Source organism: Actinomyces timonensis (assembly GCF_040702965.1).
Classification (GTDB): Bacteria; Actinomycetota; Actinomycetes; order Actinomycetales; family Actinomycetaceae; genus Actinomyces; species Actinomyces timonensis_A.
Genome location: NZ_CP159989.1, coordinates 854,015 through 879,612 on the forward strand (window position 1 = coordinate 854,015; position 25,598 = coordinate 879,612).

The window sequence follows — 25,598 nt, forward strand, 5'->3', positions numbered from 1 at the left end:
CCGGGCAACGTGGAGTAATGTTGTGACGCGATGCCAGTGATCGCCGCCCCCGGCGGACGGCGCCGGCACTCTCGCCCTGGTCGATCGCCCCGGACTGCCTTGAGGAGGCCCTGTGCCAATGAGCGCAACTCTCGTGGTCAGCGCGCTCGCGCCCGCCTCGCGGGAGGGCTTCGAGCCGCCGTCGATCTCCGACTTCTTCCCGGAGGGCTTCGCCTTCGTCGGCACGCCCTTCGAGATGAACCGCATCATGATGATCCGCCTCATCATGACCGGAGTCCTCGTCCTCCTCTTCACGATCGGCGCCTCGCGGGCGCGCGTCGTGCCGGGGCGCTTCCAGGGCGCCTGCGAGATGCTCATCGACTTCGCCCGCGTCAACATCGCCGAGGAGATCATCGGCAAGCGCAGGGCCGCGCCCTACGTCCCGATCATCACCACGATCTTCCTGGGCGTGCTGTTCCTCAACATCTCCGGCGTCATCCCCGGGCTCAACATCGCGGCCACGAGCGTCATCGGCATGCCGATCGTCTTCGCCGTGGTCGCCTACATCGCCTTCACCTACGCGGGCATCAAGAACCACGGCGTCCTCGGGTACCTGCGCTCCCAGGTGCTCCCCGGTGCTCCCCGGGGGCGTGCCCAAGGCGCTGTGGATCCTCATCATCCCCATCGAGTTCTTCTCGAACCTCGTCATGCGACCGGTGACCCTGACCATCCGGCTCCTGGCCAACATGGTCTCGGGCCACTTCCTCCTGGCGCTGTGCTACGCGGCGACCAACGCCCTGTTCATCCACGCCGCCGGGGCGCTCAAGGGCCTGGGGGCGCTCACCTTCGGGACCTCGCTCGCGTTCGTCCTCTTCGAGATCTTCGTCGCTGCCCTCCAGGCCTACATCTTCGCCCTGCTGACCGCCGTGTACATCGACTCATCGATCAACACCCACTGATCGCTCCCGTAGGGGGGGCATCGGCCCCCCACCGACAACCCACTCACCAGCAAGCCACCCGGGCCCACCCGGGGACGACGAGAACCCTCGTTCAGACTCTCAAGGAGAAGCAACATGACCGGATCCATCGCCACCATCGGCTTCGGCCTGGCCACCCTCGGCCCCGGCATCGGCATCGGCATCCTCGTCGGCAAGACGCAGGAGGGCACCGCTCGCCAGCCCGAGGTCGCCGGCGCCCTGCGCACCAACATGTTCATCGGCGCGGCCCTCATCGAGGCCCTCGGTCTGCTGGGCTTCGCCGCGGGCTTCGCCTTCTGATCGGCGACGGTCATCCCCATGGCCCCCGTCATGATCACCACCCTCGCCGCGGCCTCGGAGACGGCGTCCGGGGAGGAGCACAGCCTCCTCCTGCCCCACGCCTATGACCTGGTCTGGGGCACGATCTCCTTCGCCATCGTGGCGCTGGTGCTCATCAAGTACGTCCTGCCCCGCTTCACGAGGGTCCTCGACGAGCGCACCGCGCGCATCGAGGAGGGCCTCGCCATCGCGGACAAGGCCAAGAAGGACCAGGCCGGCGCCGAGCAGCGGGCCGCCCGCCTCGTGGAGGACGCGCGCCGCGAGGCGGCCTCCATCCGGGAGAAGGCTCAGAGCGAGGCCGCCTCCATCGTGGCCGCCGCCCGCGCCGAGGCCCAGGGGGAGGCGGGCAGGGCCCTTGACGCCGCCCAGCGCCAGATCCTCGCCGAGCGCCAGGCCGCCCAGATCTCGTTGCGCGCGGAGGTCGGCCTGCTGGCCTCCACGCTCGCCGAGCGGATCGTCGGCGAGCAGCTCAAGGACACCGAGCTGTCCAGCCGTGTCATCGATCGCTTCCTCGATGAGCTCGAGGCCGCCCCCGTAGCCCCGGGCGTGGACGGCGGCGCCTCCGTGGAGGAGCTCCGGTGAACCAGGGCACATCCGCGACCCGCGCCGCTACCCGCGCCGCATGGACTCCCGTCCTGCGCGACGCGGGAGCCTACGGCCAGGGCTGGGCCAGCAGATCCTGGCCATGGCCCACGAGATCGCTGAGCACCGACTGCGCGGGCCGCTGACCGACCCCGGTCGGAGCGGTGAGGACAAGGCCGCGCTCGCCTCCCGGCTCTTCTCCGGCCGCCTCGACGAGCGCGTCGTCGAGCTCCTGCGCGGTATGGCGCGCGGGCGCTGGTCCAAGCCCGTCGACCTCGTCTCGGCCCTGCATGACCTGGGCATCGAGGCGATCCTCGTCGGCGCCCACGCCGATGGGACCGTGGCCGACGTCGAGCGGGAGGTCTTCGAGGCCTCGGAGATCATCGGCCAGGACCGCGAGCTGCGCGAGGCGCTGGAGCCCTCGCGGCGCACCACCACCGAGCAGCGAGTGCGCCTGACGGACGAGGTCTTCGGCCCGCACCTGTCCGCGCCCGCCATGAGCCTGGTGCGCTGGTGCGTTCGTCACCACGCGGAGGGCGGCCCCCGGCGCAACCTGCGCCGCGTCGTCGAGCGCGCCGCGGCCCTCCAGCGCCGCACCATCGCCGACGTCGTTACCGCGGCCCCCATGACCAGCGCGCAGGAGGCCCGGCTGCTGGCCATCCTCACCAAGCGGCTCGGCACCGAGGTCGAGCTCAACACCTCGATCGACCCCGCTGTCATCGGCGGGGCGCGCATCGCCATCAAGAGCCACATCATCGATCACACTGTGCGCAGCGCCGTCGCCGACCTGCGCGCCCAGCTCGCGGGATGAGCCCCGCGCCCCACCACCGGGCGCAGGCCGCCCCCACCGACTCAATGCTTTGCAAAGGAGACCAAAGATGGCAGAGCTGACCATCAAGGCCGAGGAGATCCGCTCGGCGCTCAGTGATTTCGCGCGGGCCTACAAGCCCGCGGGGGTCGCCGCCGAGGAGGTCGGCCACGTCGTCTTCGCCGCCGACGGCATCGCCCACGTCGAGGGCCTGCCCGGCGTCATGGCCAACGAGCTGCTCACCTTCGAGGACGGCACCGCCGGACTGGCCATGAACCTCGACGAGCGCCAGATCGGCGTCGTCGTCCTGGGTGACTTCGCCGGCGTCGACGAGGGCCAGGTCGTGCGCCGCACCGGTGAGGTCCTGTCCGTCCCGGTGGGCGATGCCTTCCTGGGCCGCGTCGTCGACCCGCTGGGCCGCCCCATCGACGGCCTGGGCGAGATCGCCGCCGAGGGGCGCCGCGCCCTGGAGCTCCAGGCCCCCGGCGTCATGGCCCGCAAGTCCGTTCACGAGCCGCTCCAGACGGGGCTGAAGGCCATCGACTCGATGATCCCCATCGGCCGCGGTCAGCGCCAGCTCATCATCGGCGACCGCAAGACCGGCAAGACCGCCATCGCCCTGGACACCATCCTCAACCAGAAGGAGGCCTGGGAGACCGGCGACCCCGACAAGCAGGTCCGCTGCATCTACGTGGCCACCGGTCAGAAGGGCTCGACCATCGCCGCCGTGCGCGCGGCCCTGGAGGAGCGCGGCGCGCTGGAGTACACGACCATCGTCGCCTCCCCGGCCTCCGACCCCGCCGGCTTCAAGTACCTCTCCCCGTACACCGGCTCGGCCATCGGCCAGCACTGGATGTACGCCGGCAAGCACGTCCTCATCGTCTTCGACGACCTGTCCAAGCAGGCCGAGGCCTATCGGGCGGTCTCCCTCCTCCTGCGCCGCCCGCCGGGCCGCGAGGCCTACCCCGGTGACGTCTTCTACCTGCACTCGCGCCTGCTCGAGCGCTGCGCCAGCTTCTCCGACGACCTGGGCGCCGGCTCGATGACCGGCCTGCCGGTCATCGAGACCAAGGCCAACGACGTATCGGCCTACATCCCCACCAACGTCATCTCCATCACCGACGGGCAGATCTTCCTGCAGTCCGACCTGTTCAACTCCGATCAGCGCCCCGCCGTCGACGTCGGCATCTCGGTCTCCCGAGTCGGCGGAGCGGCCCAGGTCAAGGCGATGAAGAAGGTCTCCGGGACCCTCAAGATCACGCTGGCGCAGTACCGCTCCATGCAGGCCTTCGCCATGTTCGCCTCCGACCTGGACGCCACCACCCGCGCCCAGCTGACCCGCGGCGAGCGCCTCATGGAGCTGCTCAAGCAGTCCCAGTTCACCCCCTACCCGGTTGAGGAGCAGGTGGTGAGCGTGTGGACGGGCACCAACGGGTACCTTGACGACCTCGAGGTGGCCGATGTCCTGCCCTTCGAGGCGGCTCTCCTGGACCACCTGCGCCGCAGCTCCACCGTCCTGGCGACCATCCGAGACACCGGGCAGCTCTCAGAGGAGACCGAGGCCGAGCTGCGCGCCGCCGTCGAGTCCTTCCGCACTACCTACCTCTCCGGCGGGCGGATGCTCTCCGGCGAGGTCGCCGACGCCGGGGACGAGGCCGTCGCCGAGCGCACGAGCGAGCAGATCGTGCTCAAGAGGGGCTGACCCGTGGCAGGCAACCAGCGCGTCTACAAGCAGCGCATCCGGTCGACCCAGACCCTCCAGAAGGTGTTCCGGGCCATGGAGCTCATCGCCTCCTCCCGGATCGGCGCCGCGCGCCGCAGCGCCGCTGAGGCCGGGCCCTACGATCACGCGCTGAGCCAGGCCGTGGCCGCCGTCGGAACCTACTCCGGTCTCGACCATCCCATCACTCGCGAGCGTGAGGACACCGATCGGGTGGCCGTCGTCGTGGTCACCTCCGACCGCGGCATGGCCGGCGCCTACTCCGCCACCATCCTGCGCGAGTCCGAGCGGCTCATCGAGCAGCTCGTGGAGGACGGCAAGGAGCCGATCCTGTTCACCTACGGGCGCCGCGCGCAGAGCTACTTCGCCTTCCGCGGTCGCACCGTGGAGCACTCCTGGACGGGGGACTCCGACCGCCCCAGCGCCGAGCACATCGAGGAGGTCGCCTCCGTCCTCCTCAAGCACTTCCTCGCCCCCGCCGACGCCGGGGGGGTGGCCGAGGTCCACATCGTCTTCACCCGTTACGTCTCCATGGTCTCCCAGGTGCCAGAGGTCCGCCGGATGCTCCCGCTGACGGTCGTGGACCTGGGCGGCCCGGGCGAGATCAACCGCGAGGACATCGCCGCCACCCAGGCGGTCCACCTCTCCGCCATCAAAGGAACCCAGCCCCTCTACGAGTTCGTGCCCTCCACCTCCAAGGTGCTTGATGCGCTCCTCACCCGCTACGTGGGCTCGCGCATCCGCAACGCCCTGCTCCAGTCGGCGGCCTCCGAGCTGGCCAGCCGCCAGCAGGCCATGCACACGGCCACGGACAACGCCGAGGAGCTCATCACCACGTACACCCGGCTCGCCAACGCGGCCCGCCAGGCGGATATCACTCAGGAGATCTCCGAGATCGTCTCCGGTGCCGACTCCCTCGCCGCCGAATAGACCCACCGACAACCCCGGCGGCCCCGCCGCCAGCAAGACCCGACTCAACGTCAATAGGCATCGACAGACTCAGACATGGAAGAGCGCATCATGGATGACACCACCACCCAGGCCGCCCCGGACACCACCGAGGCGGGCCCCGGCACCGGCCGCGTCACGCGGATCATCGGCGCCGTCGTCGACGTCGAGTTCCCGCCGGACGCGATCCCCGCCATGTACAACGCCCTCAAGGTGACCATCCAGGCCACCAGCGAGGGCGAGGAGGCGCGCGAGATCACCCTCGAGGTCGCCCAGCACCTGGGCGACAACATCGTGCGAGCCATCTCCCTCAAGCCCACCGACGGGCTCGTGCGCGGCACCGAGGTCCGCGACACGGGCGCCCCCATCTCCGTGCCGGTCGGCGACATCACCAAGGGCCACGTCTTCAACGTCACCGGCGAGGTCCTCAACCTCAAGGAGGGCGAGACCCTTGAGGTCACCGAGCGCTGGCCCATCCACCGCCAGCCCCCCAGCTTCGACCAGCTGGAGTCCAAGGAGCAGATGTTCGAGACCGGCATCAAGGTCATCGACCTGCTCACCCCCTACGTCCAGGGCGGCAAGATCGGCCTGTTCGGCGGCGCCGGCGTGGGCAAGACCGTCCTCATCCAGGAGATGATCCAGCGCGTCGCCCAGAACCACGGGGGCGTCTCCGTGTTCGCCGGCGTCGGCGAGCGCACCCGCGAGGGCAACGACCTCATCGTCGAGATGGAGGAGGCGGGCGTCTTCGACAAGACCGCCCTCGTCTTCGGCCAGATGGACGAGCCGCCGGGCACGCGCCTGCGCGTGGCGCTGTCCGCCCTGACGATGGCCGAGTACTTCCGCGACGTCCAGAACCAGGACGTGCTGCTGTTCATCGACAACATCTTCCGCTTCACGCAGGCCGGCTCCGAGGTCTCCACGCTGCTGGGCCGCATGCCCTCCGCCGTGGGCTACCAGCCGAACCTCGCCGATGAGATGGGCCTGCTCCAGGAGCGCATCACGTCGGCCGGCGGCCACTCCATCACCTCCCTTCAGGCCATCTACGTGCCCGCGGACGACTACACCGACCCCGCCCCGGCCACGACCTTCGCGCACCTGGACGCCACCACCGAGCTTCTCCCGCGAGATCGCCTCGCGGGGCATCTACCCCGCGGTGGACCCCCTGGCCTCCTCCTCGCGCCTGCTCGCCCCCCAGTACGTGGGTCAGGAGCACTACGACGTCGCCACCCGGGTGAAGTCCATCCTGCAGAAGAACAAGGAGCTCCAGGACATCATCGCCATCCTCGGCGTCGATGAGCTGAGCGAGCAGGACAAGGTCACGGTGGCCCGCGCCCGGCGCATCGAGCAGTTCCTGAGCCAGAACACCTACATGGCGGAGAAGTTCACCGGCGTGCCCGGCTCTACCGTGCCCCTGGCCGAGACCGTCGAGGCCTTCAAGCGGATCTGCGACGGCGACTACGACTCCTACCCTGAGCAGGCCTTCTACAACATCGGCGGCATCGAGGACCTCGAGCGCCGGGCCGCCGAGCTCGCCGGGAAGTGAGCGCCATGGCGCCCGCAGTGCTCACGGTCGAGATCGTCTCCCGCAACGGGGGCACGGCCTGGGAGGGCGAGGCCTCCCAGGTCTCCGTCCCGCTCGACGACGGCGAGATGGGCATCCTGCCCGGGCACCAGCCGGTCCTGGCGCTGCTGGGCACCGGGACCGTCCGGTTGACCACCGTGGAGGGGACGCCCGTCGAGGTGCCGGTCGCCAGGGGCTTCTGCTCCGTGGACCACAACACGATCACCGTGGCGGCCGATCTGGCAGGGGCTGAGGTCGCCGCCGCTGGGGCCGCCCCCGGGAGCGCTGGCGAGTCGAGCGGCACGATGACGAGCGCGGAGTGACGAAGATGGGGCAGGTGCTGATGGCTCTCGCGCTGGTGGCCCTGTTCGTCGTCGTCCCCCTCGTCATCTTCCTGACCCGGCTGCGCTCGATCGCCGGGCGCGTGGGCTCCTTCGAGTGCGCTCTGCTGCGGCCGGGAGGCATGACCTGGACCTCCGGGCTCGCGCTGTTCACCGATGACACCCTGCGGTGGTACCGGCTCGTCTCGGTGTCCCCTCGGCCCGCCGCCCTCTGGGCCCGGGAGTCGATCGAGCTCGGCCAGGCCGTGAGGCGCTTCGAGAGCGGCAAGGTCCTCGAGGTCCCCTGCGCCATCGCGGGCCAGCGCTACAAGCTGGCGATGCACGAGGCCTCCCACTCCGCTCTCGTCGCCTGGCTGGAGTCGGCCGCCCCCACCCAGCCCACCCTCTTCTAATCCCCTCTGATGAGCGAGACCGGTTGAGCGGTGCCATTCGCGCCGAGCGGTGCCTTTCGCACCCACTGGTGCCATTCGCGCCGAGCGGTGCGGGTAGCGCGCACCGCTCGGTGCAAACGGCACCACTCAGTGCGAGATGCGCGAGTCGGTGGTCGGCCCTGGCGGAATCGACGCTCCTGCGCGATTCTCGACAGGCGCGTGACATGGCTGAGAGGGCGGATCCGAGCCTGGCTCCTGACGTTTTGGGTTCTGGTGCCCAGAGGGGGACTCTTCGTTGCGATGGCGACGAGCATTTGGGTGTTTGGCGCACTAATGGGCCCGGTCTGCCCCTCCTACGCCATGAGCCCGTACTTGCGCGAGGCTTGTACTGCCTCCGGCCGTGCGGATAGCGGTCAAGGAAGGCCGTCGCGACAGGTTCCTGGCGCGCCTGGGCTCAGCGCACGACGACGCTGAGCTCGCCGCGCCGCTGGAGGTCGGACGCCAGCGCCTGCGCCGTCGGGCTCACAGCAGAGCCCCGCTGACGCGCTAGACCTTTCCGTGATCTGAGCGAGACGCGGCGCCGCGAGGGACGCCTTCGGGAGTGCGGGAGGTGGACCGGTCTCGCTCCTGTTTTCGACCGGTCTCGGTGAGGGGGAGGGAGAGGGGGCGGGTGCTGGGGGCCCGGGTGGCCCGCAGGGAGATGACATGCACGACGTGCTCCATCGGCCCGCGGGTGAAGACGGCCAGCCAGGCCATCGCGAAGGCCGCCAGGATGCCCATCATGGTCATCAGCGGCCTGTTCGTCTGAGCGCTCATAAGGTCGAAGGCCCAGATCGCCACGATATGCGCGCTGTAGATCGTCAGCGACATCGATCCCATGGCGGCCAGCGGCGCGAGCGCCCACCTCACCCATGCCCCCGCCGAGGCCAGTAGCTGCAGCAGCGCGATGACGGTCACCGCCACCCCGCCGGAGCCCACGGCCTCGAAGAAGCTGTTCGTGTGCGGCTTGGCCGACAGCAGCACCGGCCACTCGGAGGAGCCGCTGATCGCCTCGCCGTCGCCGCAACTCGGTATCTCGACGGTGACGGTCCGGGTGGCCTCGGGCTCCGGACGCTCATCGGAGCCGACGACGGAGGCGTCCCGGCTCGTGGGAACGGTGAGGTGGAAGGCGTCCGGCTCCTCCGCCCCCGCCGCGCGCGTGAGCGCGTACGCGCCGCCGTAGCCGAGCATCGCGCACAGCGCCCCGATCGCCGCGAGCCGGACCAGGCGCCGAGTCCCGCTGATCCCCATCCTCGCGAGCCCCATCCCCAGGAAGATGAAGGACATCCACACCGCGCCGGGGTAGGCGCCCGTGACGAACAGGCCCAGGAGCGCCTCGGAGCCGTCGGAGGCGGCGGGCCAGGAGGCCAGGTCCACGCGCGCCATCGCCAGGGGGAGCGCCTTGAGGACGAGCGGCCCGACGACGGCGGTCGCCGCCGCGGCGATGAGCAGCTTGCGGGCGCCCCAGTGGAGGACCGGCAGGGCCGCCGCGAACCAGGCCGCGTAGTAGCCCAGGATGATCACCACCCCGGTGGTGAAGGTGATGAGCGCCCCGGCGACCGCCATGAGCAGCACCGCGCGCACGAGGATCCGCAGCCGCGTGCGCACGAGGCGCTCGCCCGCGTGGGGCGTCTCGCGCCCGGACATGATCCCGAGCGAGAACCCCGCGATGATCGCGAAGAGAACCGCGGAGCGGCCGTGCGCCAGGTTGAGCCAGCCCGGCAGCGTGTTGAGCCCGCACCTCGTCAGGCCCACATGGGCCGCCGCCATGCCGAACAGCGCGAGGCCCCGAGCGGCATCGAGGCCGATGAGCCGATTCGGTCCGGCCGTCCCGGTGAGGTACGGCCCCCGGCGCAGGGGGAGGCGCCAGCTCGCCGGGTCGGGCGTGGGGCCGGGGGCGGGCGGTGCCGGGGTACTCGTGCTGCTCACTCGTGGGACTCCTCAGGATTCGGCGAGCCTCGATCAACAGGCAGATCATCCCCCAGCCCGGGCGGCAGCGTGAATCGGCTCGCCAGCCGAGGGGACCCGCCTAGTGGCGCGGGGGCTCCTCTCGCGTCCGGGCCACCGGGGCGCCGTCTTGTCGTCCGCGGCCGAGGCCACCCGCTAGGGTGGGCCGGTGCGCGTCGTCATCGCTTCCTGCTCCGTTGACTACTCCGGCCGCCTGTCCGCCCACCTGGACCGGGCCAACCGCCTCATCATGGTCAAGGCGGACGGCTCCGTGCTCGTCCACTGCGACGGCGGCTCCTACAAGCCGCTGAACTGGATGAGCCCGCCGGCGCGCCTGACCGAGATGGAGCCGGACGAGGAGGACCTTGAGGTCGGCGTCGTCGCCCGCTGGGAGGTCTCCTCCACCAAGACCGACGACCGCCTCGTCATCCGCATCCACGAGATCATCTCGGACGACTCGGTGGACCTGGGCCCCGAACCGGGCCTGCTCAAGGACGGCGTCGAGGCCCACCTCCAGGAGCTCCTCGCCGAGCAGATCGAGGTCCTGGGCCCCGGCCACCGCCTCGTGCGCCGCGAGTACCCCACCGCCATCGGCCCGGTGGACATCATGGCCAAGGACTCCACGGGGGCGAGCGTCGCTGTTGAGATCAAGCGCGTGGGCGGGATCGACGGCGTCGAGCAGCTCACCCGCTACCTCGACCTCCTCGGGCGCGACCCCCTGCTCGCCCCCGTGCGCGGGGTCTTCGCCGCCCAGACCATCAAGCCCCAGGCGCGCGTTCTTGCCGAGGACCGCGGCATCCGCTGTGTCGTGCTGGACTACGACGCGATGCGCGGCATGGACGACGTCGAATCACGCCTCTTCTGATGGCGACGCCCTCATGACCGCTCGCGCTCCTCGCAAGGCCCCAGTGGGCCGGCCCCGGCAGGCCTCGCTGCTGAGGATCGTGGCCCAGGGCCTCGTGCCAGCCACGAGCGCGCCCGACGTCGCTGAGGCGGTGCGCCGCCAGCTGGCCGTCCAGGGACAGCAGGTCTCTGCCGTCCCGCATGCCCTGATCTCGCGCACCACGGGCACCCAGATGGCGGACGTCGAGAGGGCCTTCGCTCACGGACGGCTCGTGCGCTCCTGGCCGATGCACGGCACGGTCCACATCACCACGGCTGAGGACCACCACTGGCTGCGCGAGGCCCTGGCGCACCGCTACGAGAGCGCGATGACCACGGGCGCCTCCCGGTGGGGGGTGACGCAGGCGGATGTCGACCGGGCCGGCCAGAGCGCCCTGGCGCTCATCGCCGAGGAGGGGCCGCTGCCGCGCGCCCGCCTCATCAGCGCCTGGGAGGAGGCCGGGCTGCTGGCGCCGGGCGGTGGAACGGCCTCCTCCCAGGTGGGTTCAGGGCGGCGCCGTCACCTCATTGTGCGCCTGCACTGGCAGGGCGTCCTCGTCCAGGGCCCCCGGGCCGACAACGAGCACCTGGTGGTGGACGCCCGCGCCCTGCCGGGCTCCGAGACGGGCCCGGGCGGCAGCGGCGGGAGCGCCCGTGGCAGTGACGGGCACCGGGCGGCGCTGGCGGAGATCGCCCGCCGCTACGCCACGAGCCACGGCCCGGTGACCGCGGCCGACCTGGCCCGCTGGACCACCCTGCCCGTGGGGCAGGCCGCCCAGGCCCTGGAGGACGCCGTCGAGATGACCAATGCGGCGGACTACGCGGCCGGTGAGCCCTGCGCCGCCGTGCGCGCTCTCGTGCCCCTGACCCGGGCGCGGATGGGGGAGGGGCCCCGTGGCGCACTGGCCGTGATGGGGGCGGCAGGCTCGGCGTCGTCGGCGCGCGAACGCGCCACGACCGTCTACCTGCGCGCTGACCTGCCCGATCTGCTCGCCGCCAACAGCGAGGACGCCGAGCGGACGCTGTTCCTGGCCTCCTTCGACGAGCTGCACGTGGGTTACAAGGACCGCGGCTGCCTGACCGACGAGGCGGGTGAGCGGCTCATCTGCCCGGGGGCCAACGGCATGTTCCGGCCACTGCTCGTGGACCGCGGGCGCGTGGTGGCGGTCAGGCCCGTCGGCGCGGGACTGGTCTGGGCCTCCGGAGCCCGGCGCTCGGCGCGCCTCGAGAGGGACGTGGAGCGGGCTGTGCGCCGCGTCGAGGAGCGGTTGGCCCGTTGACGCGACCAGCGCGGTCGCGGTTGTCTGACCTCTGGGTCTATGCTGCGAGCATGAGCAGCGCTGCTACCGCCCTGCGCGGACGAGTCATCACACCGGACGCCATTATCGACGACGGCCTCGTCGTCATCACCGACCGCCATATCGCCTGGGTCGGGGAGGCCTCGGCGGCGACGGGCGCGGGATTCGGCGAGGCGCTCCAGGGCGCCGAGGCGGCGCCCGAGGGCGGTTACCTCCTGCCCGGCCTCGTGGACGTGCACTGCCACGGCGGGGGCGGCGAGTCCTTCCCCAACGCCACCACCCCCGAGCAGGCGATGGTCGCCATCCTGGAGCACCGCCGCCACGGCACCACCTCCCTCGTGGCCTCCTGCGTGACGGCGGCCGCCGACGTCTTGAGGGAGCGCACTGCGGTCCTGGCCGAGCTGTGCGACGCCGACGAGCTCGCCGGCATCCACTTCGAGGGGCCGTTCGTCTCCGTGGAGCGCTGCGGAGCCCAGGACCCCACCTACATCGTCGAGCCCGACGCCGACCTGACCCGCGAGCTGATCGAGCTGGGGCGCGGTCACGTGGTCACGATGACAATCGCCCCTGAGAAGCCTGGCATCACGGGCGACGAGGGTGTCAACGCCGCGCTCATCGAGGGCGGTGCCCTGCCCTCCTTCGGGCACACCGACTCCGGCGCCGCCCCCGTGCGCGCCGCCATGGCCGACGCCTCCGAGCGCATCGCGGCGCGCCTGGGGGGCGGAGCGCCGATCCGCTCGCCGCGCTCGACGGCGACGCACCTGTTCAATGGCATGCGCCCCATGCACCACCGCGCTCCGGGGCCGGTGCCGGAGCTCCTGGCCGCCGCCCAGCGGGGCGAGTGCGTCCTGGAGATGATCGGCGACGGCGTCCACCTCGATCCGGCGATCGTGCTCGACATGTTCGAGACGCTGGGGCGGGACAAGGTCGTCCTCATCACCGATGCCATGGCCGCGGCCGGCATGCCCGATGGCGACTACGTCCTCGGCCCCCAGGCCGTCACCGTCTCCGGGGGCGTCGCCCGGCTGACCGGCAAGGACGCGATCGCCGGCGGCACGGCTCATCTGCTCGACGTCGTGCGCACCACCTGGAAGGGCGGAGTGGACCTGGTGGACGCCGTGTACGCCGCCTCCTGCCAGGGCGCCGAGATCCTGGGTGACGCCAGTATCGGCGCGCTGCGGCCGGGCCTATGGGCCGACGTCGTCGTCACCGACGCCGAGCTCACCCCCATGCGGGTCCTGCGCCGGGGCGCCGACGTCGACCTCACCAGCCCCCACGCCGCCTGATCCCCCCTCCTCTTCCTCCTCCTCTGAGCGAGACCGGTCTCGATGAGGTGGGGGGGGGAGAGGCGTCACCCGGGCAGGCCGAGCAGACGGCGGGCGTACACAGCCTGGCCGGAGTGCTGGATGGCGTCGTCAACGATCGACACCAGGCGCACTCCGAGCGTCGTCGGCGGGTCCCAGGCCTCGTCGACCACCTCATCGAGCCGCGCCGCGTCCAGCGAGCCCAGGAACTCCGTGGCGACCGCGTAGACGGCGTCGAGGTAGTCCGTGAGCACGGACAGGTCACTGACCGTCACCCGCGCGGACTCCTCGGGCGTGTGCCGCCAGTCCTCGGTGTCATCGGGCAGCGGTAGGCCGAAGCGCGCCGAGTGCCCGCCCGCCGTCCACTCCGGCTCCCGCCCGGCCAGGGGCGCGATCTGCGAGTCGATCGCCCGCGCCGTGTGCCAGGCGAGCCATGTGAGTGAGTCGATCCGTGGCGCGAGCCCGTTCACCGGCCGGGCGTTGGCCTGCTCCACGCTCACGCCCTCCAGGGCCCGATCCAGGCGCTCGCGCGAACGCCCCAGGGCGTCGATGAGCATCTTCCGCAGGGCCTGCGCGTCCTGGTCCCCAGTCGCAACGATCATGACTACCTCCTCGCCTCCTCGCCGCGCCGAGCGCGCCGCGTGGGACCCGGTCAGGATATGGCGTCGATGCCCGTCGCGACAGGCTCGTCTCAGCGGGGCGCGGGCCTCCGATCAGGCGGGCGCCTCGGGGAGGGAGCCGCCGGTGACGTCGTGGACGAAGCCCCGGGCCGTCGCGCCCGCGGGAATGTGCGGGTCGCGGGCCAGGGCCGTGAGCATCTCACGCAGGTCCTGCTCGGCGCAGGTGAAGCCGCCCGGCCTCCACATGGGGCGCAGGCCGGTGCGCTCAGCCAGGGCGCTGGCGAACTGTGCGTCGTCGAGGCGGGACATGCCGCAGTCGGTGTGGTGGATGAGGACGACCTCCTCGACCCCGAGCGCGTTCTGGGCGATGGCGAGCGAGCGGCGCACATCCTCGGTGAGGATCCCGCCCGCGTTGCGGATGACGTAGGCGTCGCTGGCCTCCAGCCCCAGCAGGCGGGTCACGTCGAAGCGGTTGTCCATACAGGCGACGACGGCCAGACGCGCGCCCGGCCCGACGGGCTGGGCGCTGGCGGCGTAGCGCCGGGCGGCGGCCAGGACGTCGTTGGTGTCCGGGCCGGTGGGTGCGGGGGGGGGGCATGAGAACCTCCTCAAGCGGCGAAGCGAGGACGTCGAGGGCGTCTCGACGCCGCCCCCCATCATGTGCGGCGCGGGCGTGGGCCGCACGTGCCGTCCGCTGAGGAATACAGGCCGGCGGGTGGCGGTGCGGTCTTTTCACCAACCTCTCCGGTCAGTACACCTGGACATGCTTTCAACTGTATGCAAAAATTGCTACCCACTGGATCGGAGGCTGCCATGAATCGAGTCGCACAGATCATCCTTGAGAGGATCGGCCTCATCGCGTCGCTGCTGGATGAGGCGATGGCGGGTGCGATCCTGCACGCGGAGAAGCGGGCCTCCGGCCTGGCGCACTCCCGCTACCCGCATCTTCGGCCGCTCACCATCCGGGCGGACCTCCGCGAGGCTCTTGAGGCGGAGTCGCTGCCCGAGGGCTGGAGGATCGACGGTGACCCGCGCAAGATGGGCAGCTCTTCCTCGTCGACGAGGTGTCGGGTATGCGCCTTCGCGTGCTCAAGGCGCCCTGCAGCCAGCCCGATCGGGTGCCCCACGCCGGCTCCAACCGTGCTCGCCGGACCGAGTGGACCCAGCCCCCGTTCGCGGAGCTCGCCACCCGCAGCGCGCTACTCGATGGCGCGCATCTCGCCGGACAGGTCTTCCTGCTGCTGTGGACGTACGTGGACCCCGAGGGCCGCGCCGCCGGCTACACCCTGCGCGTCGTGCATACCCTGGTTCCGGGAGCCTTCGGCGAGGCGACCCTTTGCGACCTCGACCTCCTCATCCCGCGAGGCGGAGACGTCGGAGAGGACAACCTGGCATTCGTAGGCTCTGACGCCGATGAGGACCTCTTCCTGTTCAACCTGGCGGACGAGGCCGATGAGCAGGAGGGGGTGGCGTGATCGGCCAGGACGAGCTGATCGGGGCGCGGATCAAGGCGCTGTGCGAGCTGCTGGGGCTCTCACGGGTCCGGCTCGCCGAGGGTGTGGGGATGACGCCGGCTCAGATCTCCAAGATCGAGAGCGGCAGTCAGCGCTTCACCCTCGAGGTCGCCGGTCGTCTGGCTCAGCAGTATTGTCTACCGCTCGGGTTCTTCACTCAGCGTGACCCCCTTGCCGAGACCGCCGTGCCCACGTTCCGCAAGAAGGCACGGGCGTCAGCGTCCGAACAGAAACGGTCTGTCCGTCTGGCGCGCGAGGCCACTCGGGTCTTCGCCCAGGTCTCCGCCGAGACCGGCTACCGCCCCTTCAACTTCAGTGACGATCCCGATCTGCTCGACGACGTCGAGCAGGTCGCCATCGAGGTGCGTCGTGCTGCAGGGATCGGCCCGGAGGAGCCGGTTGCCAACGTGACCCGCGTCCTCGAACGCCAGGGCATCGGCGTCATCAACGGGCTTGACCCCGACGGCGGCCGGGCCGGCACCGTCACTGGCGTCAGCCTGCCCAGTCACCACAATCGGCGACCGTTGGTTGCCCTCGTCAGCTCTGCGCCGGGGGCCATCGCCCGATTCACCCTCGCCCACGAGGCCGCCCACCACATCTGGGACAACGACCTGGCGAGCCCCATGACCAGCACCAGGGACTACCGCGAGCAGCGCGCTCACCGCTTCGCCGGGGCACTGCTGCTACCGCAGACCGTCGTCAGCAGGTGCGTCACCGAGCGCACCACCCTGCGTGGCTACCTTCCCATCAAGGCCGACTACGGCCTCAGTGTCGGCGCCATCATCATGCGCGCCCGCGACACCGGCGCCATCTCCGCACAACGAGCCAGGAGCCTCCAGATCCAGCTCTCCTCCCTCGGATGGCGAGATCCTGCCATCGAACCGGTCGACGTCACCAGCGAGCGGCCGCTCTTGCTCCAGCAGGCGCTCAGCCGCGTCACCGATCTGGGTGGTATCGCCCTGGGCAGCTACACCGGCCTACCGCCTGAGCTGGTTCGGCACTGGATGCAGCTCGCCCCCGAGCCCGAGGACGCACCCACCGCAGATGTCATCGATCTCGCCGCGCGCCGTCGTCGCGGCCGGACCCCTGTCAAGGAGCACGCCTTATGATCAGTGACACCGAGTGGGGGGGACGCCAAGATTGAGTGGCCGGCCGAGCTCGGCTGGATGCCCGGCTCCGGCTCCGACATCGAGGCGCACCGGACCTCATCTGTCGATCGTGGGGGCGCCCCGCTCCTGAGTTACTGACCTGATGGGAAGCCCGGCCGTCAGGCGAAGACGACCGTGCGTCGGCCGTTGAGCAGCACCCGGTGCTGGGCGTGCCAGGTCACCGCCTGGGCCAGCACACGGCGCTCGACGTCCTGACCCTTGCGCTGCAGCGCCAGGGCGGAGTCGCCGTGCGAGGCGCGGGTGACGTCCTGCTCGATGATCGGGCCCTCGTCCAGGTCCTCGGTGACGTAGTGGGCGGTGGCGCCGATGAGCTTGACGCCGCGCTCGTGGGCCTGGTGGTAGGGCTTGGCACCCTTGAAGGACGGCAGGAAGGAGTGGTGGATGTTGATGACGTTGCCGTGCAGGCGCTCGCACAGGGCGGAGGAGAGGATCTGCATGTAGCGGGCCAGGACGACGAGCTCGACGCCCTGCTCCTCGACCAGCCGCAACAGCTCGGCCTCAGCAGCGTCCTTGGTGTCGCGCGTGACGGGGACGTAGTGGAAGGGGACCTCGTAGAAGTCGGCGACGTCGCGCAGCGTCTCGTGGTTGCCGACGACGCCGACCACCTCGATCGGCAGGCCCTGGCTCTTGGCGCGGAAGAGCAGGTCGGACAGGCAGTGTCCCTCCTTGGACACCATGAGCAGGGTGCGCACGCGACGGTTGGCCTCGTCCAGGGACCAGGTCATCTCGTAGGTGGTGGCGAGCTCAGCGATGTCGGCCTCGAGCTCGCTGCGCGGCACGCGGGTGAGGACCGCCACGCGCATGAAGAACAGGCCGGTCTCGTCGTCGCCGTACTGCTGGGACTCGGTGATGTTGCCGCCGCGGCGGGCCAGCGCCCCCGTGACCGCGTGGACGATCCCAGGGCGGTCCGGGCAGGACAGCGTGAGTACGAGATGGGCGGTGGGGGAGGGCTCCGACGGCGTGGCAGGAGCCGTCGCGGGCGTGGTCGCGGGAGCAGTCATGAGCGCAGCCTACCCAGCCCCGCCGCGCGCCCCCGATTCGAGGCCGCCGTAGCGCAGCGCCCCCGCCACCCCCAGCGCGCTCAGCCCGACGACGATGAGCCCCGCCCCGCCGACGCCACCGACCGTCGTCGCCCCGTAAGCCGGATCGAGCATCTGGATCGCCACCGCCGCCGTGATGACCGCCATGAGCGCGACCGCCACGACCTGGGCCCACCGCTCTCGCTGGGAGCGGGCGCGCAGCGCCGCGATGAGCGAGCTCGCGGTGAAGTACAGTCCCACGAGCGCGCTGAGGGCCTCGACCGTGTCCATGAAGAGCCCCTCGGAGACGAGCAGCAGGCCCGTCCAGGCCACTGAGGCGGCCGTGACAACCGCCGTCGCCCAGGGGGTCCGCCGCAGGCGGCCCGCCCAGGAGGGGATCTGGCCGGCGTCGGCCATCGCCTCGATGCCGCGCGCCGTTGGCACGAGCGTGGAGCCCAGGCTCATGATCGCCGAGGAGACCACCGCGATGCGCACGACCAGATGGCCCGTGACGGGGGCGGGGTCGACGGCGCTGTACGCCGTCCCGCCGATGACGAAGAACCCGACGAGCCCCACCACGGTCAGCGCGGTCACCCGCTGCGGCGCCCCGGCGCTCGTGACCTCGGTGAGCGCGAAGATCGCGTCGAAGCCCCAGTAGGCGAAGACCGCCAGCAGCACCGCGTGGAACCAGTCGAGGGGCGAGCCGGCCACGGGCGCCAGCCGCACCCCGCCCCCGGTCACGAGCACGGCGCAGACGATCGTCGACCCCACGCCCGCGATGATCGCCAGGTACTGCAGTGCCGCCATGAGCCGCAGCTCGTAGAGGTCGATGAGCGCGGCGAGACCGGTGAGCGCCGCCGCCAGGCCGGCCTTGAGCGCCGCTGGGGCGGAGGGGACGAGCAGGGCGGCGGCCACATAGGCCATCCCGGAGGTGGCGATGACGCCGGTGGAGGCCAGGCAGAAGCCCGCGAACCAGCCGGTGCGCGGCAGGCGGTGCCGAACCCAGGCGTAGACGCTGCCCTTATGCGGGTCTCGGCGGTCGTTGGCGCTCATCCCGGCGGCCACGAGCGCGGCGGGGACAGCCGCGAGCAGGTAGGCGACGGCGGTGCCCGAGCCGACCAGCGTGGCGATGAGTGGCGCGGTCACCATGATCGAGTACCACGGGGCCGTGGCGGACAGGGCGAGCGCGGTTCCCTGGACGGTGGTCAGCCGCGGGGCGCTCGCCCCGGGCCCCCGGGCCTGTTCCCCGCGTCGCGCCCGACGGAGCGCCGTCGTCGATCCGGGCACCGGCACTGCCCTGGCGCCTAGAGCCGGATCCGATTGGGCACGAACCGACAGTAGTAGTCCGTGATCGGCCCATCGGACTCGCGGATGCCCAGGCCGTAGCACTCGTCGCCGACCACCCAGGTGCCCAGGACTGGGCGGTTGTGGAGGTGGTCGGTGCCGGTGAAGTCGGGGAGCTCGCAGAACTCCTGGATGACGTACCCCTCCACGCCCCAGCCGCCGGGTTGGACGATGTGCCGGCCCTCCCCGTGCAATTCGATGTTCGCGCCCTCGCGGGCGTGAAGAGGCTTGATGACGTACTCGCTCATGCCCATGGTGTCGTGGCGGGCCCGGGCCTCGTCGGGGTACATGTAGGTGGGGATGAGGTTGGGGTGGTTCGGGTAGAGGTGCCACAGCGCCGCCGAGAGCGCCTTGGTGGACAGGAACATCGTCCAGGCGGGCTGGAACCAGTAGTCCGGCTTGAGCGCGCAGATCGCGGGGCCGAACTCCTCGAACATCATCTCCTCCCACGGGTAGAGCTTGAAGATGGCCTCGAGGTGGCGGTTCTCCCCGTCGGTGAAGCGGGCGGTCTCCCGATCCAGCCCGAGCTGCTTCATCTCCACGAGCATGCCGGTCAGGCCCGCCTGCGTGGCGGTGTCCATGAGATAGCTCGTGGTCATGAGGTCCTCGCCGGAGTCGTCGGCGTCGGTGTGGGCGAAGTGGTACATGTGGGGGCGCAGGCCGTGAAGGCCGCCGAGGCGCTCATCGATGCGCCCCCACTGGGCGATCAGCTCCTCGTGGATGCCGTTCCACTGGTCGATGCCCGTCAGGCCCGCCTTCAGGTGGACGTCCTCGTGCCAGTACCACTGGATGAGGGCGGCTTCCACCAGCCCGGTGGGGGTGTCCGCGTTGTACTCCAGCATCTTCGGCGGGCGCCCGTCATTGCCCGAGTAAATGAGGTCGAAGCGCGAGTAGAGCGAGGGGTCGTCGCGGTCGAGGGAGACCGCGGCGTACTCGATGGCCTCCCGCGGGATGCCCAGGTTGAAGGGGGAGCCGGGCTTGAGGGATTCCTCCGCGAGGAAGCCGGCCGCGTCCTTGGCCATCATGTGGAGGCTCTCGCTGGTGCGCTCCAGGAGGTCGACCTCGTCCATGGTGAGCTCGTAGCAGGCGAACTCATTCCAATAGCTCGTGGTGGTCCCCGTGGCGGGGTCGGTGGTCTCGGAGAAGACGAGGCCCTGGCGGGCGATGGTGTCGCGCCAGCAGGGGCGCGGTGAGGATGGGACGCGCAGCACTCAGGACCCCGATCCGCCCTTGGAGCCGGAGCCGAAGCCCCCGTGACTGGTCCCCGAGCCCCGCGAGTAGGAGCCTCCCGAGCGGCCCGAGGTGGTGACCTTGCTGCTCGACGACGGCTTGGAGTCGTCGTACCCCGAGGGCACTCTCTCTCCGACCCCCGGGGCCCTCACCGAGGAGCCGAGCAAGATCGGCGCGTAGACCCAGTGGGGGCCTCTCGGGCGGCTGCTCCCGTCGTCGTCGGAGCATCTCTCGTCCTCGATGCGCTGACCCGTCGTGGGCTCCTTACAGACCCTGACGTAGTCGGCGTCGGTGTTGCCCTCGTCGGACTTCTCGGGGGCGCAGCCGCCCAGCCCCCCGATCCACAGCGCCGCCGCCGCGGCTGTGACGGCGGAGACGACGACTCTTTGGCCTCGGCCCCTGGTGTGCATCGTTCTTCCTTCCCGCGCCGCGCAGGGGCCCGGCGCCGATGGGCACGGTCGACAGCCTAGGTCCGCCGGGCGCCGTCGACAACGTCTCGGCCCACGGCAGTGCTCCCCATCGCCGTCCACGCGGGCGCGGAGGCGGAATCGGCGAGGCCCTCGCCTCCCGACAGCGTTGCGCGACCCGCGCCGGTCATGGTCGGCGCGGGTCGCTGGGGGAGGGGAAGAGGGCTCCTGAGCGGGAGCCCTCGCGGGCGGCTCAGCCCTGGCGGGCCTTGAGCCGCGGGTTCTTCTTGTTGATGACGTAGGTGTGGCCGCGGCGGCGCACCACCTTCGAGCCCGGCTGCTTGGCCAGGGAGCGGATCGAGGCGCGGACCTTCATTCTCAGGCCTCCTTCTTGGCGGGGCGGGCGCGCTTGCCGTAGCGGCGCTCGAACTTCTCCACGCGGCCCGCCGTGTCCAGGATCCGGCCCTGGCCGGTCCAGAACGGGTGGGAGGCGCTGGAGACCTCGACGTCGACGACGGGGTAGGTATTGCCGTCCTCCCACTCGATGGTCTCGGTGGAGGTCATGGTCGAGCGGGTCAGGAAGGCGAAGTCCGCGCTCTTGTCGCGGAAGACGATGGGGTGGTAGTCGGGGTGGATTCCGGGTCTCATGGCGTGCTCCTTGTCACCAGGATGACTTGACGATGCCGGGCAGCTCGCCGCGCGCGGCCATCTCGCGGAATCGCACGCGGGAGGTCCCGGTGGCGCGCAGGTATCCGCGGGGTCTCCCGTCGACGACGTCCCGGTTACGCACTCGCGTGGGGGAGGCGTCACGGGGCAGGGCGTGCAGCGCGGCCATGGCGGCCTCGCGCTCGGCGGCGCTCAGGTGCGGGTTGACGGAGGCCCTCTTGAGCTCGGCGCGGCGCTCGGCGTAGCGGGCGACGACGGCGCGGCGGCGCTTGTCCGCGGCGATCTTGGAGTTCTTGGCCATCAGCGGGACTCCTTGAACTCGACGTGGCGGCGCACCACGGGGTCGAACTTGCGCAGCACGAGGCGGTCGGGGGTGTTGCGGCGGTTCTTGCGGGTGACGTAGGTGTAGCCCGTGCCCGCGGTGGACACCATCTTGATGATGGGGCGCAGGTCCTTGGCGGTCTTGCTCATCGCAGCCTCTCCCCTCGGGCGAGCATGTCGGCCACGACGGCGTCGATGCCCTTCTTGTCGATGGTCTTGATCCCGCGCGCGCTCACGGTCAGCGTGATGGTGCGCCCGAGCGAGGGCGCCCAGTAGCGCTTGCGCTGGAGGTTGGGGTCCCAGCGCCGGTTCGTGCGGCGGTGGGAGTGGGAGACGGACTTGCCGAAGACCGGCCGGGCTCCCGTGACTTGGCAGTAGGTGGTCATGGGTGCAGTATTGGGATTGAATCTCATTACCGTCAAGTTGGAGCCCTCATGACTCTCGACTCATCCCGACCGGGGGCGTGCCGTCCCTCCTCCCGCGGCCCCCACGCGGGCGCCGGCCATCGGATCGCCCTCATCAGCGCCGTCGATCCCGCGCTGCTGGACCTGGCGGCCCTCAGCCTCCATGGCGAGGACGCGCTCGTCATCGCCGCCACGATCCACCCCGATCAGGGTGAGAACGGCGTCATCAGACTGTCGTCGGCCGGATCGGAGGCCCCCGACGGCGAGGCCGCCCCGGCGCTCGCCGAGCCCGCCGTTCTCGACGTCGACATGCCCACGTCCTGCCCCACCTGCTCCTTGCGCGAGGTGCTCCTCGCCGTGGCCGAGGACCGCGCCGCCGACGAGCCGGGTGGCGCCACCGTCATCCTCCTGCCCCCGGCGATCGAGATCGTCCACCTCGTGCCGCGCCTTGCGGAGGAGCTCAAGGCCGTCCCCGGCGCCGCGCTCGCGGGCGTCGCCCACGCGGTGCTCACCGCCACCGCCGTCGACGAGATCCTCACCCACATCCTCCTAGCCGACCTCGGCCTGTCCTGGGGAGAGGATGATCCCCGCTGCACCGGCGAGGTCCACATGCTGGGGCTCGGCTACGCCGACGTCATCGTCGCGGTCGGGGAGGAGGGGGCGGGCGCGGACCTCGTCGAGCACCTGCGGGCCCACGACTCCCTCCTCCTGCCCGGATTCGACGCGCCCGTCCTCGACGCCCTCATGTCGGTGCGCCATGACGCCCGCGCCGCCGTCGCACGAGTCCACCCCGCCTCCACCCGTGCCTGGGGCGGGCCGGTTGAGCACGGCGTGCGCACCCTCGATCTCGCCTCCGACCGGCCCTTCCACCCCGAGCGGCTGCGCGAGCTCGTCGCCGACCTCGCCGGGGCTGGCATGTGCGCGCGCGGCTGCTTCTGGCTGCCCAGCCGCCCCGGGCGCGTGTGCGCCTGGGAGGTCGCCGGCGGCGCCGTCACCGTGGGTGACGCCGGCACCTGGGACGAGGCGCCCGTACCCTGGGGTGAGGACGAGGCGCCCGGAGCCGTCGCGGGCGGGCTCGTCGGCCCGCGCTGCCACCTGGTGGTCACCGGCATCGCCGACGACGCCGCCTGCGAGCGCGTGCGCGAGGCCTTCTCCCGCATCCTGCTGAGGCCTGACGAGTTCGTGACGGCCCTGGCCTGGAGCGGCCCCGACGGCGATGCCATGGACGACTGGTTCGGCGGCGCCGGCTGAGGGGGCGGGGTCAACAGGCGCAGTTCGCATTGAGAAGCGCGGTTCACCCCGACTAGCGCGGTTCGCGCCCACTGGTGCGGGCAGGACGCGCCAGTCGGCGAGAATGGCGCCGGTCGGGGCAGATGGCGCCGGTCGACCGGCGCGCCCTCCCCAGGTGTCTCCTCCGCGTCGCCGCGCGCCGTGGGGTCAGGCGCGATAGGGTATGGCCGTCGCGACTGGCGCCGGGTGGATCACCACCGGGGAGCGGCATGACACGCAGATCCGGGGTCGCCCGCCTGGGCCGCGGATCGCCCGCCGCGGCGCGCACGCGCCCGAGTACCCGCAGGAGAAGCATGACCGCCCCAGCCACCGTCTCCCTCAACAACCTCCCCCTGGCCGAGCTCGACCCCGAGATCGCCGCCGTTCTGGACGGCGAGCTCGACCGCCAGCGCGGAACGCTCGAGATGATCGCCTCCGAGAACTTCGTGCCCCGCGCTGTTCTCCAGGCCCAGGGAAGCGTGCTCACCAACAAGTACGCCGAGGGCTACCCCGGCAAGCGCTACTACGGCGGCTGCGAGGTCGTCGACGTCGCCGAGCAGCTCGCCATCGATCGTGCCAAGGCCGTCTTCGGCGCCGAGTACGCCAATGTCCAGCCCCACGCCGGGGCCCAGGCCAACGCCGCCGTCCTCCACGCCCTGGCCGACTCAGGTGACACCATCCTCGGCCTGTCGCTCGCCCACGGCGGTCATCTGACCCACGGCATGCGGATCAACTTCTCCGGGAAGAACTACCACGCCACCGCCTACGGCGTCGATGAGGCCACGCACCGCATCGAGATGGAGCAGGTGCGAGAGACCGCCCTGCGGGAGCGCCCCCGCGTCATCATCGCCGGCTGGTCCGCCTACCCCCGCCACCTGGACTTCGACGCCTTCCGCTCCATCGCCGACGAGGTCGGCGCCGCCCTGTGGACCGACATGGCGCACTTCGCCGGGCTCGTCGCGGCAGGCCTGCACCCCAGCCCCCTGCCCGCCTCCGACGTCGTGTCCACCACCGTCCACAAGACCCTCGGCGGGCCGCGCTCGGGCTTGATCCTGTCCAACCGCGCCGAGCAGTGGGGCAAGAAGCTCAACTCCGCCGTCTTCCCCGGCCAGCAGGGCGGGCCTCTCATGCACGCCATCGCCGCCAAGGCCATCGCCATGAAGATCGCCGGGACCCCGGAGTTCGCCGACCGGCAGGCCCGCACGCTCGCCGGTGCCCGGATCCTCGCCGAGCGCCTCCTCGCCGATGACGTGCGCGGCGCGGGCATCAGCCTTGTGACTGGCGGCACCGACGTCCACCTCGTCCTGGTGGACCTGCGCGACTCCGCCCTCGACGGCCAGCAGGCCGAGGACCTCCTCCACGCCGCGGGGATCACCGTCAACCGCAACGCCGTGCCCTTCGACCCCCGCCCCCCGCGCGTCACCTCCGGGCTGCGCATCGGCACCCCTGCTCTGGCCACCCGCGGATTCGGCGAGGCCGAGTTCACCGAAGTCGCCGAGATCATCGCCACGGCGCTGACCGCGGGCGCCGCTGGCAACGCCACCGAGGACCTGCTCACGGGCCTGCGATCGCGGGTGACTGCCCTGACCGACGCCTTCCCGCTCTACCCGGGCCTGGTCCAGTGAGGGCCCCCTGGGAGGGCGCCGCCCGCGTCCTGGACGGCAAGGCTGCCGCCGCCGCCATCAAGGCCGAGCTCGCCGAGCGAGTGGCGGCGCTGCGGGCGCGCGGCGTCGTGCCCGGGTTGGGAACAGTGCTCGTCGGCGAGGACCCGGGCAGCGTCAAATACGTGGCCGGCAAGCACTCGGACTGCCGCGAGGTCGGCATCGAGTCGATTCGCGTGGACCTGCCCGCCACCGCCGCCCAGGGGGAGATCGAGGCCGCGATCGATCGCCTCAACGCCGATCCCGCCTGCACCGGTTACATCGTCCAGCTGCCGCTGCCGCGCGGTGTCGACACCAACGCCATCCTGGAGCGCGTCGACCCCGACAAGGACGCTGACGGGCTTCACCCCACGAACCTCGGACGACTCGTCCTGCGCGGCACCGGGCCCATCGACTCGCCGCTGCCGTGCACGCCGCGCGGCTGCATCGAGCTCATGGCCCGCCATGGCATCGACCTGGCCGGCAAGGACGTGTGCGTCGTCGGCCGTGGCGTCACCGTGGGGCGCACCATCGGCCTCCTGCTGGCCCGAAAGGACGTCAACGCCACGGTGGACGTGTGTCACACGGGCACCGCCGACCTCGCCGCGCACGTGCGCCGCGCGGATGTCGTCATCTCCGCGGCGGGCTCGGCCGGGGTCATCACTCCTGCGATGGTGGCACCGGGCGCCGTCGTGCTCGACGTGGGCGTCTCGCGCGTGGTGGACCCCGCCACTGGCAAGGGGCGGATCGCCGGGGACGTCGCCGACGGCGTTGATCGCGTCGCCTCATGGCTCTCCCCGAACCCCGGGGGAGTGGGGCCGATGACTCGAGCCCTCCTGCTGGCCAACGTCGTGGAGACGGCCGAGCGCGCCGCCCGCCTGGCCCCTTGACCGAGACCG

General features: G+C 71.3%; 26 protein-coding genes and 3 pseudogenes. 17 read left to right on the forward strand and 12 right to left on the reverse strand.

Annotation, left to right across the window (positions count from 1 at the left end; translation table 11 throughout):
- The first annotated feature begins 118 nt into the window (after nt 1–118).
- The 9 genes and pseudogenes from atpB (at nt 119) to ABXS69_RS03775 (ending at nt 7,647) form a co-directional block, all read left to right on the forward strand.
- Nucleotides 119–938: pseudogene (gene atpB, locus ABXS69_RS03735) on the forward strand (F0F1 ATP synthase subunit A).
- 114 nt (nt 939–1,052) lie between these two features.
- A complete protein-coding gene (gene atpE / locus ABXS69_RS03740; RefSeq protein ID WP_073451362.1) occupies nt 1,053–1,256 on the forward strand; it encodes an ATP synthase F0 subunit C in 204 nt (67 codons plus the stop codon).
- An 18-nt stretch (nt 1,257–1,274) separates the two neighbouring features.
- The gene (locus tag ABXS69_RS03745; RefSeq protein ID WP_366181225.1) at nt 1,275–1,877 is read left to right on the forward strand and encodes a F0F1 ATP synthase subunit B; all 603 of its coding nucleotides are present in this window, start codon (nt 1,275–1,277) and stop codon (nt 1,875–1,877) included.
- Nucleotides 1,874–2,688 (forward strand): annotated as a pseudogene (locus tag ABXS69_RS03750) (F0F1 ATP synthase subunit delta). The gene ABXS69_RS03745 and the pseudogene ABXS69_RS03750 overlap by 4 nt, the downstream one beginning before the upstream one ends.
- Before the next feature lie 67 nt (nt 2,689–2,755).
- On the forward strand, nt 2,756–4,387 hold the full coding sequence (atpA, locus tag ABXS69_RS03755) for a F0F1 ATP synthase subunit alpha (RefSeq protein ID WP_366181226.1): 1,632 nt from the start codon (nt 2,756–2,758) through the stop codon (nt 4,385–4,387).
- Between the two features lie 3 nt (nt 4,388–4,390).
- On the forward strand, nt 4,391–5,335 hold the full coding sequence (locus tag ABXS69_RS03760) for a F0F1 ATP synthase subunit gamma (RefSeq protein ID WP_366181227.1): 945 nt from the start codon (nt 4,391–4,393) through the stop codon (nt 5,333–5,335).
- 90 nt (nt 5,336–5,425) lie between these two features.
- Nucleotides 5,426–6,896 (forward strand): annotated as a pseudogene (atpD, locus tag ABXS69_RS03765) (F0F1 ATP synthase subunit beta).
- Between the two features lie 5 nt (nt 6,897–6,901).
- On the forward strand, nt 6,902–7,237 hold the full coding sequence (locus tag ABXS69_RS03770; RefSeq protein WP_366181228.1) for a F0F1 ATP synthase subunit epsilon: 336 nt from the start codon (nt 6,902–6,904) through the stop codon (nt 7,235–7,237).
- Between the two features lie 5 nt (nt 7,238–7,242).
- Nucleotides 7,243–7,647, forward strand: coding sequence for a DUF2550 family protein (locus tag ABXS69_RS03775; RefSeq protein WP_366181519.1), 405 nt, complete (start codon nt 7,243–7,245; stop codon nt 7,645–7,647).
- Between the two features lie 525 nt (nt 7,648–8,172).
- Here ABXS69_RS03775 and ABXS69_RS03780 read toward each other — a convergent pair.
- Nucleotides 8,173–9,594 carry a heparan-alpha-glucosaminide N-acetyltransferase domain-containing protein gene (locus ABXS69_RS03780; RefSeq protein WP_366181229.1) on the reverse strand — a complete coding sequence of 474 codons (1,422 nt, stop codon included), beginning with the start codon at nt 9,592–9,594 and terminating at the stop codon, nt 8,173–8,175.
- A 187-nt stretch (nt 9,595–9,781) separates the two neighbouring features.
- On the opposite strand from ABXS69_RS03780, the gene nucS reads away from it, so the two are divergent.
- From nucS to ABXS69_RS03795, 3 genes are read left to right on the forward strand one after another with little or no spacing between them, the layout of a single operon-like run.
- Entirely contained in the window at nt 9,782–10,477 is a 696-nt protein-coding gene (nucS, locus tag ABXS69_RS03785; RefSeq protein WP_366181230.1) for an endonuclease NucS, read from the forward strand.
- A 13-nt stretch (nt 10,478–10,490) separates the two neighbouring features.
- Nucleotides 10,491–11,774 (forward strand): crosslink repair DNA glycosylase YcaQ family protein, encoded by a 1,284-nt coding sequence (locus ABXS69_RS03790; protein ID WP_366181231.1) that lies wholly within the window; start codon nt 10,491–10,493, stop codon nt 11,772–11,774.
- 50 nt (nt 11,775–11,824) lie between these two features.
- Complete coding sequence (locus tag ABXS69_RS03795; RefSeq protein ID WP_366181232.1) at nt 11,825–13,078, forward strand: amidohydrolase family protein; 1,254 nt, start codon at nt 11,825–11,827, stop codon at nt 13,076–13,078.
- 65 nt (nt 13,079–13,143) lie between these two features.
- Here the strand turns inward: ABXS69_RS03795 and ABXS69_RS03800 are convergent, their stop codons facing one another.
- The gene (locus ABXS69_RS03800; protein ID WP_366181233.1) at nt 13,144–13,698 is read right to left on the reverse strand and encodes a DinB family protein; all 555 of its coding nucleotides are present in this window, start codon (nt 13,696–13,698) and stop codon (nt 13,144–13,146) included.
- 111 nt (nt 13,699–13,809) lie between these two features.
- Nucleotides 13,810–14,328, reverse strand: a complete 519-nt coding sequence (locus ABXS69_RS03805) for a carbonic anhydrase (RefSeq protein ID WP_366181234.1) — start codon at nt 14,326–14,328, stop codon at nt 13,810–13,812.
- A gap of 461 nt (nt 14,329–14,789) precedes the next feature.
- On the opposite strand from ABXS69_RS03805, the gene ABXS69_RS03810 reads away from it, so the two are divergent.
- Together ABXS69_RS03810 and ABXS69_RS03815 are read left to right on the forward strand one after the other, a co-directional pair.
- Nucleotides 14,790–15,191 carry a hypothetical protein gene (locus tag ABXS69_RS03810; protein WP_366181235.1) on the forward strand — a complete coding sequence of 134 codons (402 nt, stop codon included), beginning with the start codon at nt 14,790–14,792 and terminating at the stop codon, nt 15,189–15,191.
- Nucleotides 15,188–16,339: an XRE family transcriptional regulator gene (locus ABXS69_RS03815; protein ID WP_366181236.1), complete on the forward strand. Its 1,152-nt coding sequence runs from the start codon at nt 15,188–15,190 to the stop codon at nt 16,337–16,339. Before ABXS69_RS03810 ends, ABXS69_RS03815 begins: the two co-directional genes overlap by 4 nt.
- Before the next feature lie 158 nt (nt 16,340–16,497).
- On the opposite strand, the gene purU is transcribed toward ABXS69_RS03815, so the two are convergent.
- The 9 genes from purU to rpmB form a co-directional block, all read right to left on the reverse strand.
- Nucleotides 16,498–17,400 (reverse strand): formyltetrahydrofolate deformylase, encoded by a 903-nt coding sequence (gene purU, locus ABXS69_RS03820; RefSeq protein ID WP_366181237.1) that lies wholly within the window; start codon nt 17,398–17,400, stop codon nt 16,498–16,500.
- Between the two features lie 9 nt (nt 17,401–17,409).
- Nucleotides 17,410–18,711, reverse strand: coding sequence for an APC family permease (locus ABXS69_RS03825; RefSeq protein ID WP_366181238.1), 1,302 nt, complete (start codon nt 18,709–18,711; stop codon nt 17,410–17,412).
- A gap of 11 nt (nt 18,712–18,722) precedes the next feature.
- A complete protein-coding gene (locus ABXS69_RS03830; protein WP_366181239.1) occupies nt 18,723–19,973 on the reverse strand; it encodes a glutathionylspermidine synthase family protein in 1,251 nt (416 codons plus the stop codon).
- Nucleotides 19,974–20,402 (reverse strand): hypothetical protein, encoded by a 429-nt coding sequence (locus ABXS69_RS03835; protein ID WP_366181240.1) that lies wholly within the window; start codon nt 20,400–20,402, stop codon nt 19,974–19,976. It abuts the gene before it with no gap.
- 250 nt (nt 20,403–20,652) lie between these two features.
- A complete protein-coding gene (ykgO, locus tag ABXS69_RS03840; protein ID WP_003782012.1) occupies nt 20,653–20,775 on the reverse strand; it encodes a type B 50S ribosomal protein L36 in 123 nt (40 codons plus the stop codon).
- Nucleotides 20,776–20,777: 2 nt separating this feature from the next.
- Entirely contained in the window at nt 20,778–21,047 is a 270-nt protein-coding gene (locus tag ABXS69_RS03845) for a type B 50S ribosomal protein L31 (RefSeq protein WP_366181241.1), read from the reverse strand.
- 13 nt (nt 21,048–21,060) lie between these two features.
- On the reverse strand, nt 21,061–21,366 hold the full coding sequence (gene rpsN / locus ABXS69_RS03850) for a 30S ribosomal protein S14 (protein ID WP_366181242.1): 306 nt from the start codon (nt 21,364–21,366) through the stop codon (nt 21,061–21,063).
- Nucleotides 21,366–21,536, reverse strand: a complete 171-nt coding sequence (gene rpmG, locus ABXS69_RS03855; RefSeq protein WP_073451342.1) for a 50S ribosomal protein L33 — start codon at nt 21,534–21,536, stop codon at nt 21,366–21,368. Before rpmG ends, rpsN begins: the two co-directional genes overlap by 1 nt.
- Entirely contained in the window at nt 21,533–21,772 is a 240-nt protein-coding gene (gene rpmB / locus ABXS69_RS03860; RefSeq protein WP_017177181.1) for a 50S ribosomal protein L28, read from the reverse strand. The genes rpmG and rpmB overlap by 4 nt, the downstream gene beginning before the upstream one ends.
- 48 nt (nt 21,773–21,820) lie before the next feature.
- Between rpmB and ABXS69_RS03865 the strand changes: the two genes are divergently transcribed.
- The 3 genes from ABXS69_RS03865 to ABXS69_RS03875 all read left to right on the forward strand — a co-directional run bounded on the left by ABXS69_RS03865 (nt 21,821) and on the right by ABXS69_RS03875 (nt 25,589).
- The gene (locus ABXS69_RS03865; protein ID WP_366181243.1) at nt 21,821–23,041 is read left to right on the forward strand and encodes a GTP-binding protein; all 1,221 of its coding nucleotides are present in this window, start codon (nt 21,821–21,823) and stop codon (nt 23,039–23,041) included.
- 332 nt (nt 23,042–23,373) lie between these two features.
- Nucleotides 23,374–24,684 carry a serine hydroxymethyltransferase gene (gene glyA, locus ABXS69_RS03870; protein WP_366181244.1) on the forward strand — a complete coding sequence of 437 codons (1,311 nt, stop codon included), beginning with the start codon at nt 23,374–23,376 and terminating at the stop codon, nt 24,682–24,684.
- A complete protein-coding gene (locus ABXS69_RS03875) occupies nt 24,681–25,589 on the forward strand; it encodes a bifunctional methylenetetrahydrofolate dehydrogenase/methenyltetrahydrofolate cyclohydrolase (RefSeq protein ID WP_366181245.1) in 909 nt (302 codons plus the stop codon). Before glyA ends, ABXS69_RS03875 begins: the two co-directional genes overlap by 4 nt.
- Nucleotides 25,590–25,598: the final 9 nt, after the last annotated feature.

Coding starts and splice junctions, on each gene's coding strand:
- atpE (WP_073451362.1), top strand. CDS start 1,053: ATGACCGGATCCATCGCCACCATCGGCTTCGGCCTGGCCACCCTCGGC.
- ABXS69_RS03745 (WP_366181225.1), top strand. CDS start 1,275: ATGGCCCCCGTCATGATCACCACCCTCGCCGCGGCCTCGGAGACGGCG.
- atpA (WP_366181226.1), top strand. CDS start 2,756: ATGGCAGAGCTGACCATCAAGGCCGAGGAGATCCGCTCGGCGCTCAGT.
- ABXS69_RS03770 (WP_366181228.1), top strand. CDS start 6,902: ATGGCGCCCGCAGTGCTCACGGTCGAGATCGTCTCCCGCAACGGGGGC.
- ABXS69_RS03775 (WP_366181519.1), top strand. CDS start 7,243: ATGGGGCAGGTGCTGATGGCTCTCGCGCTGGTGGCCCTGTTCGTCGTC.
- ABXS69_RS03790 (WP_366181231.1), top strand. CDS start 10,491: ATGACCGCTCGCGCTCCTCGCAAGGCCCCAGTGGGCCGGCCCCGGCAG.
- ABXS69_RS03795 (WP_366181232.1), top strand. CDS start 11,825: ATGAGCAGCGCTGCTACCGCCCTGCGCGGACGAGTCATCACACCGGAC.
- ABXS69_RS03800 (WP_366181233.1), bottom strand. CDS start 13,698: ATGATCGTTGCGACTGGGGACCAGGACGCGCAGGCCCTGCGGAAGATG.
- ABXS69_RS03810 (WP_366181235.1), top strand. CDS start 14,790: ATGCGCCTTCGCGTGCTCAAGGCGCCCTGCAGCCAGCCCGATCGGGTG.
- purU (WP_366181237.1), bottom strand. CDS start 17,400: ATGACTGCTCCCGCGACCACGCCCGCGACGGCTCCTGCCACGCCGTCG.
- ABXS69_RS03835 (WP_366181240.1), bottom strand. CDS start 20,402: ATGCACACCAGGGGCCGAGGCCAAAGAGTCGTCGTCTCCGCCGTCACA.
- ykgO (WP_003782012.1), bottom strand. CDS start 20,775: ATGAAGGTCCGCGCCTCGATCCGCTCCCTGGCCAAGCAGCCGGGCTCG.
- ABXS69_RS03845 (WP_366181241.1), bottom strand. CDS start 21,047: ATGAGACCCGGAATCCACCCCGACTACCACCCCATCGTCTTCCGCGAC.
- rpsN (WP_366181242.1), bottom strand. CDS start 21,366: ATGGCCAAGAACTCCAAGATCGCCGCGGACAAGCGCCGCCGCGCCGTC.
- rpmG (WP_073451342.1), bottom strand. CDS start 21,536: ATGAGCAAGACCGCCAAGGACCTGCGCCCCATCATCAAGATGGTGTCC.
- rpmB (WP_017177181.1), bottom strand. CDS start 21,772: ATGACCACCTACTGCCAAGTCACGGGAGCCCGGCCGGTCTTCGGCAAG.
- ABXS69_RS03865 (WP_366181243.1), top strand. CDS start 21,821: ATGACTCTCGACTCATCCCGACCGGGGGCGTGCCGTCCCTCCTCCCGC.
- glyA (WP_366181244.1), top strand. CDS start 23,374: ATGACCGCCCCAGCCACCGTCTCCCTCAACAACCTCCCCCTGGCCGAG.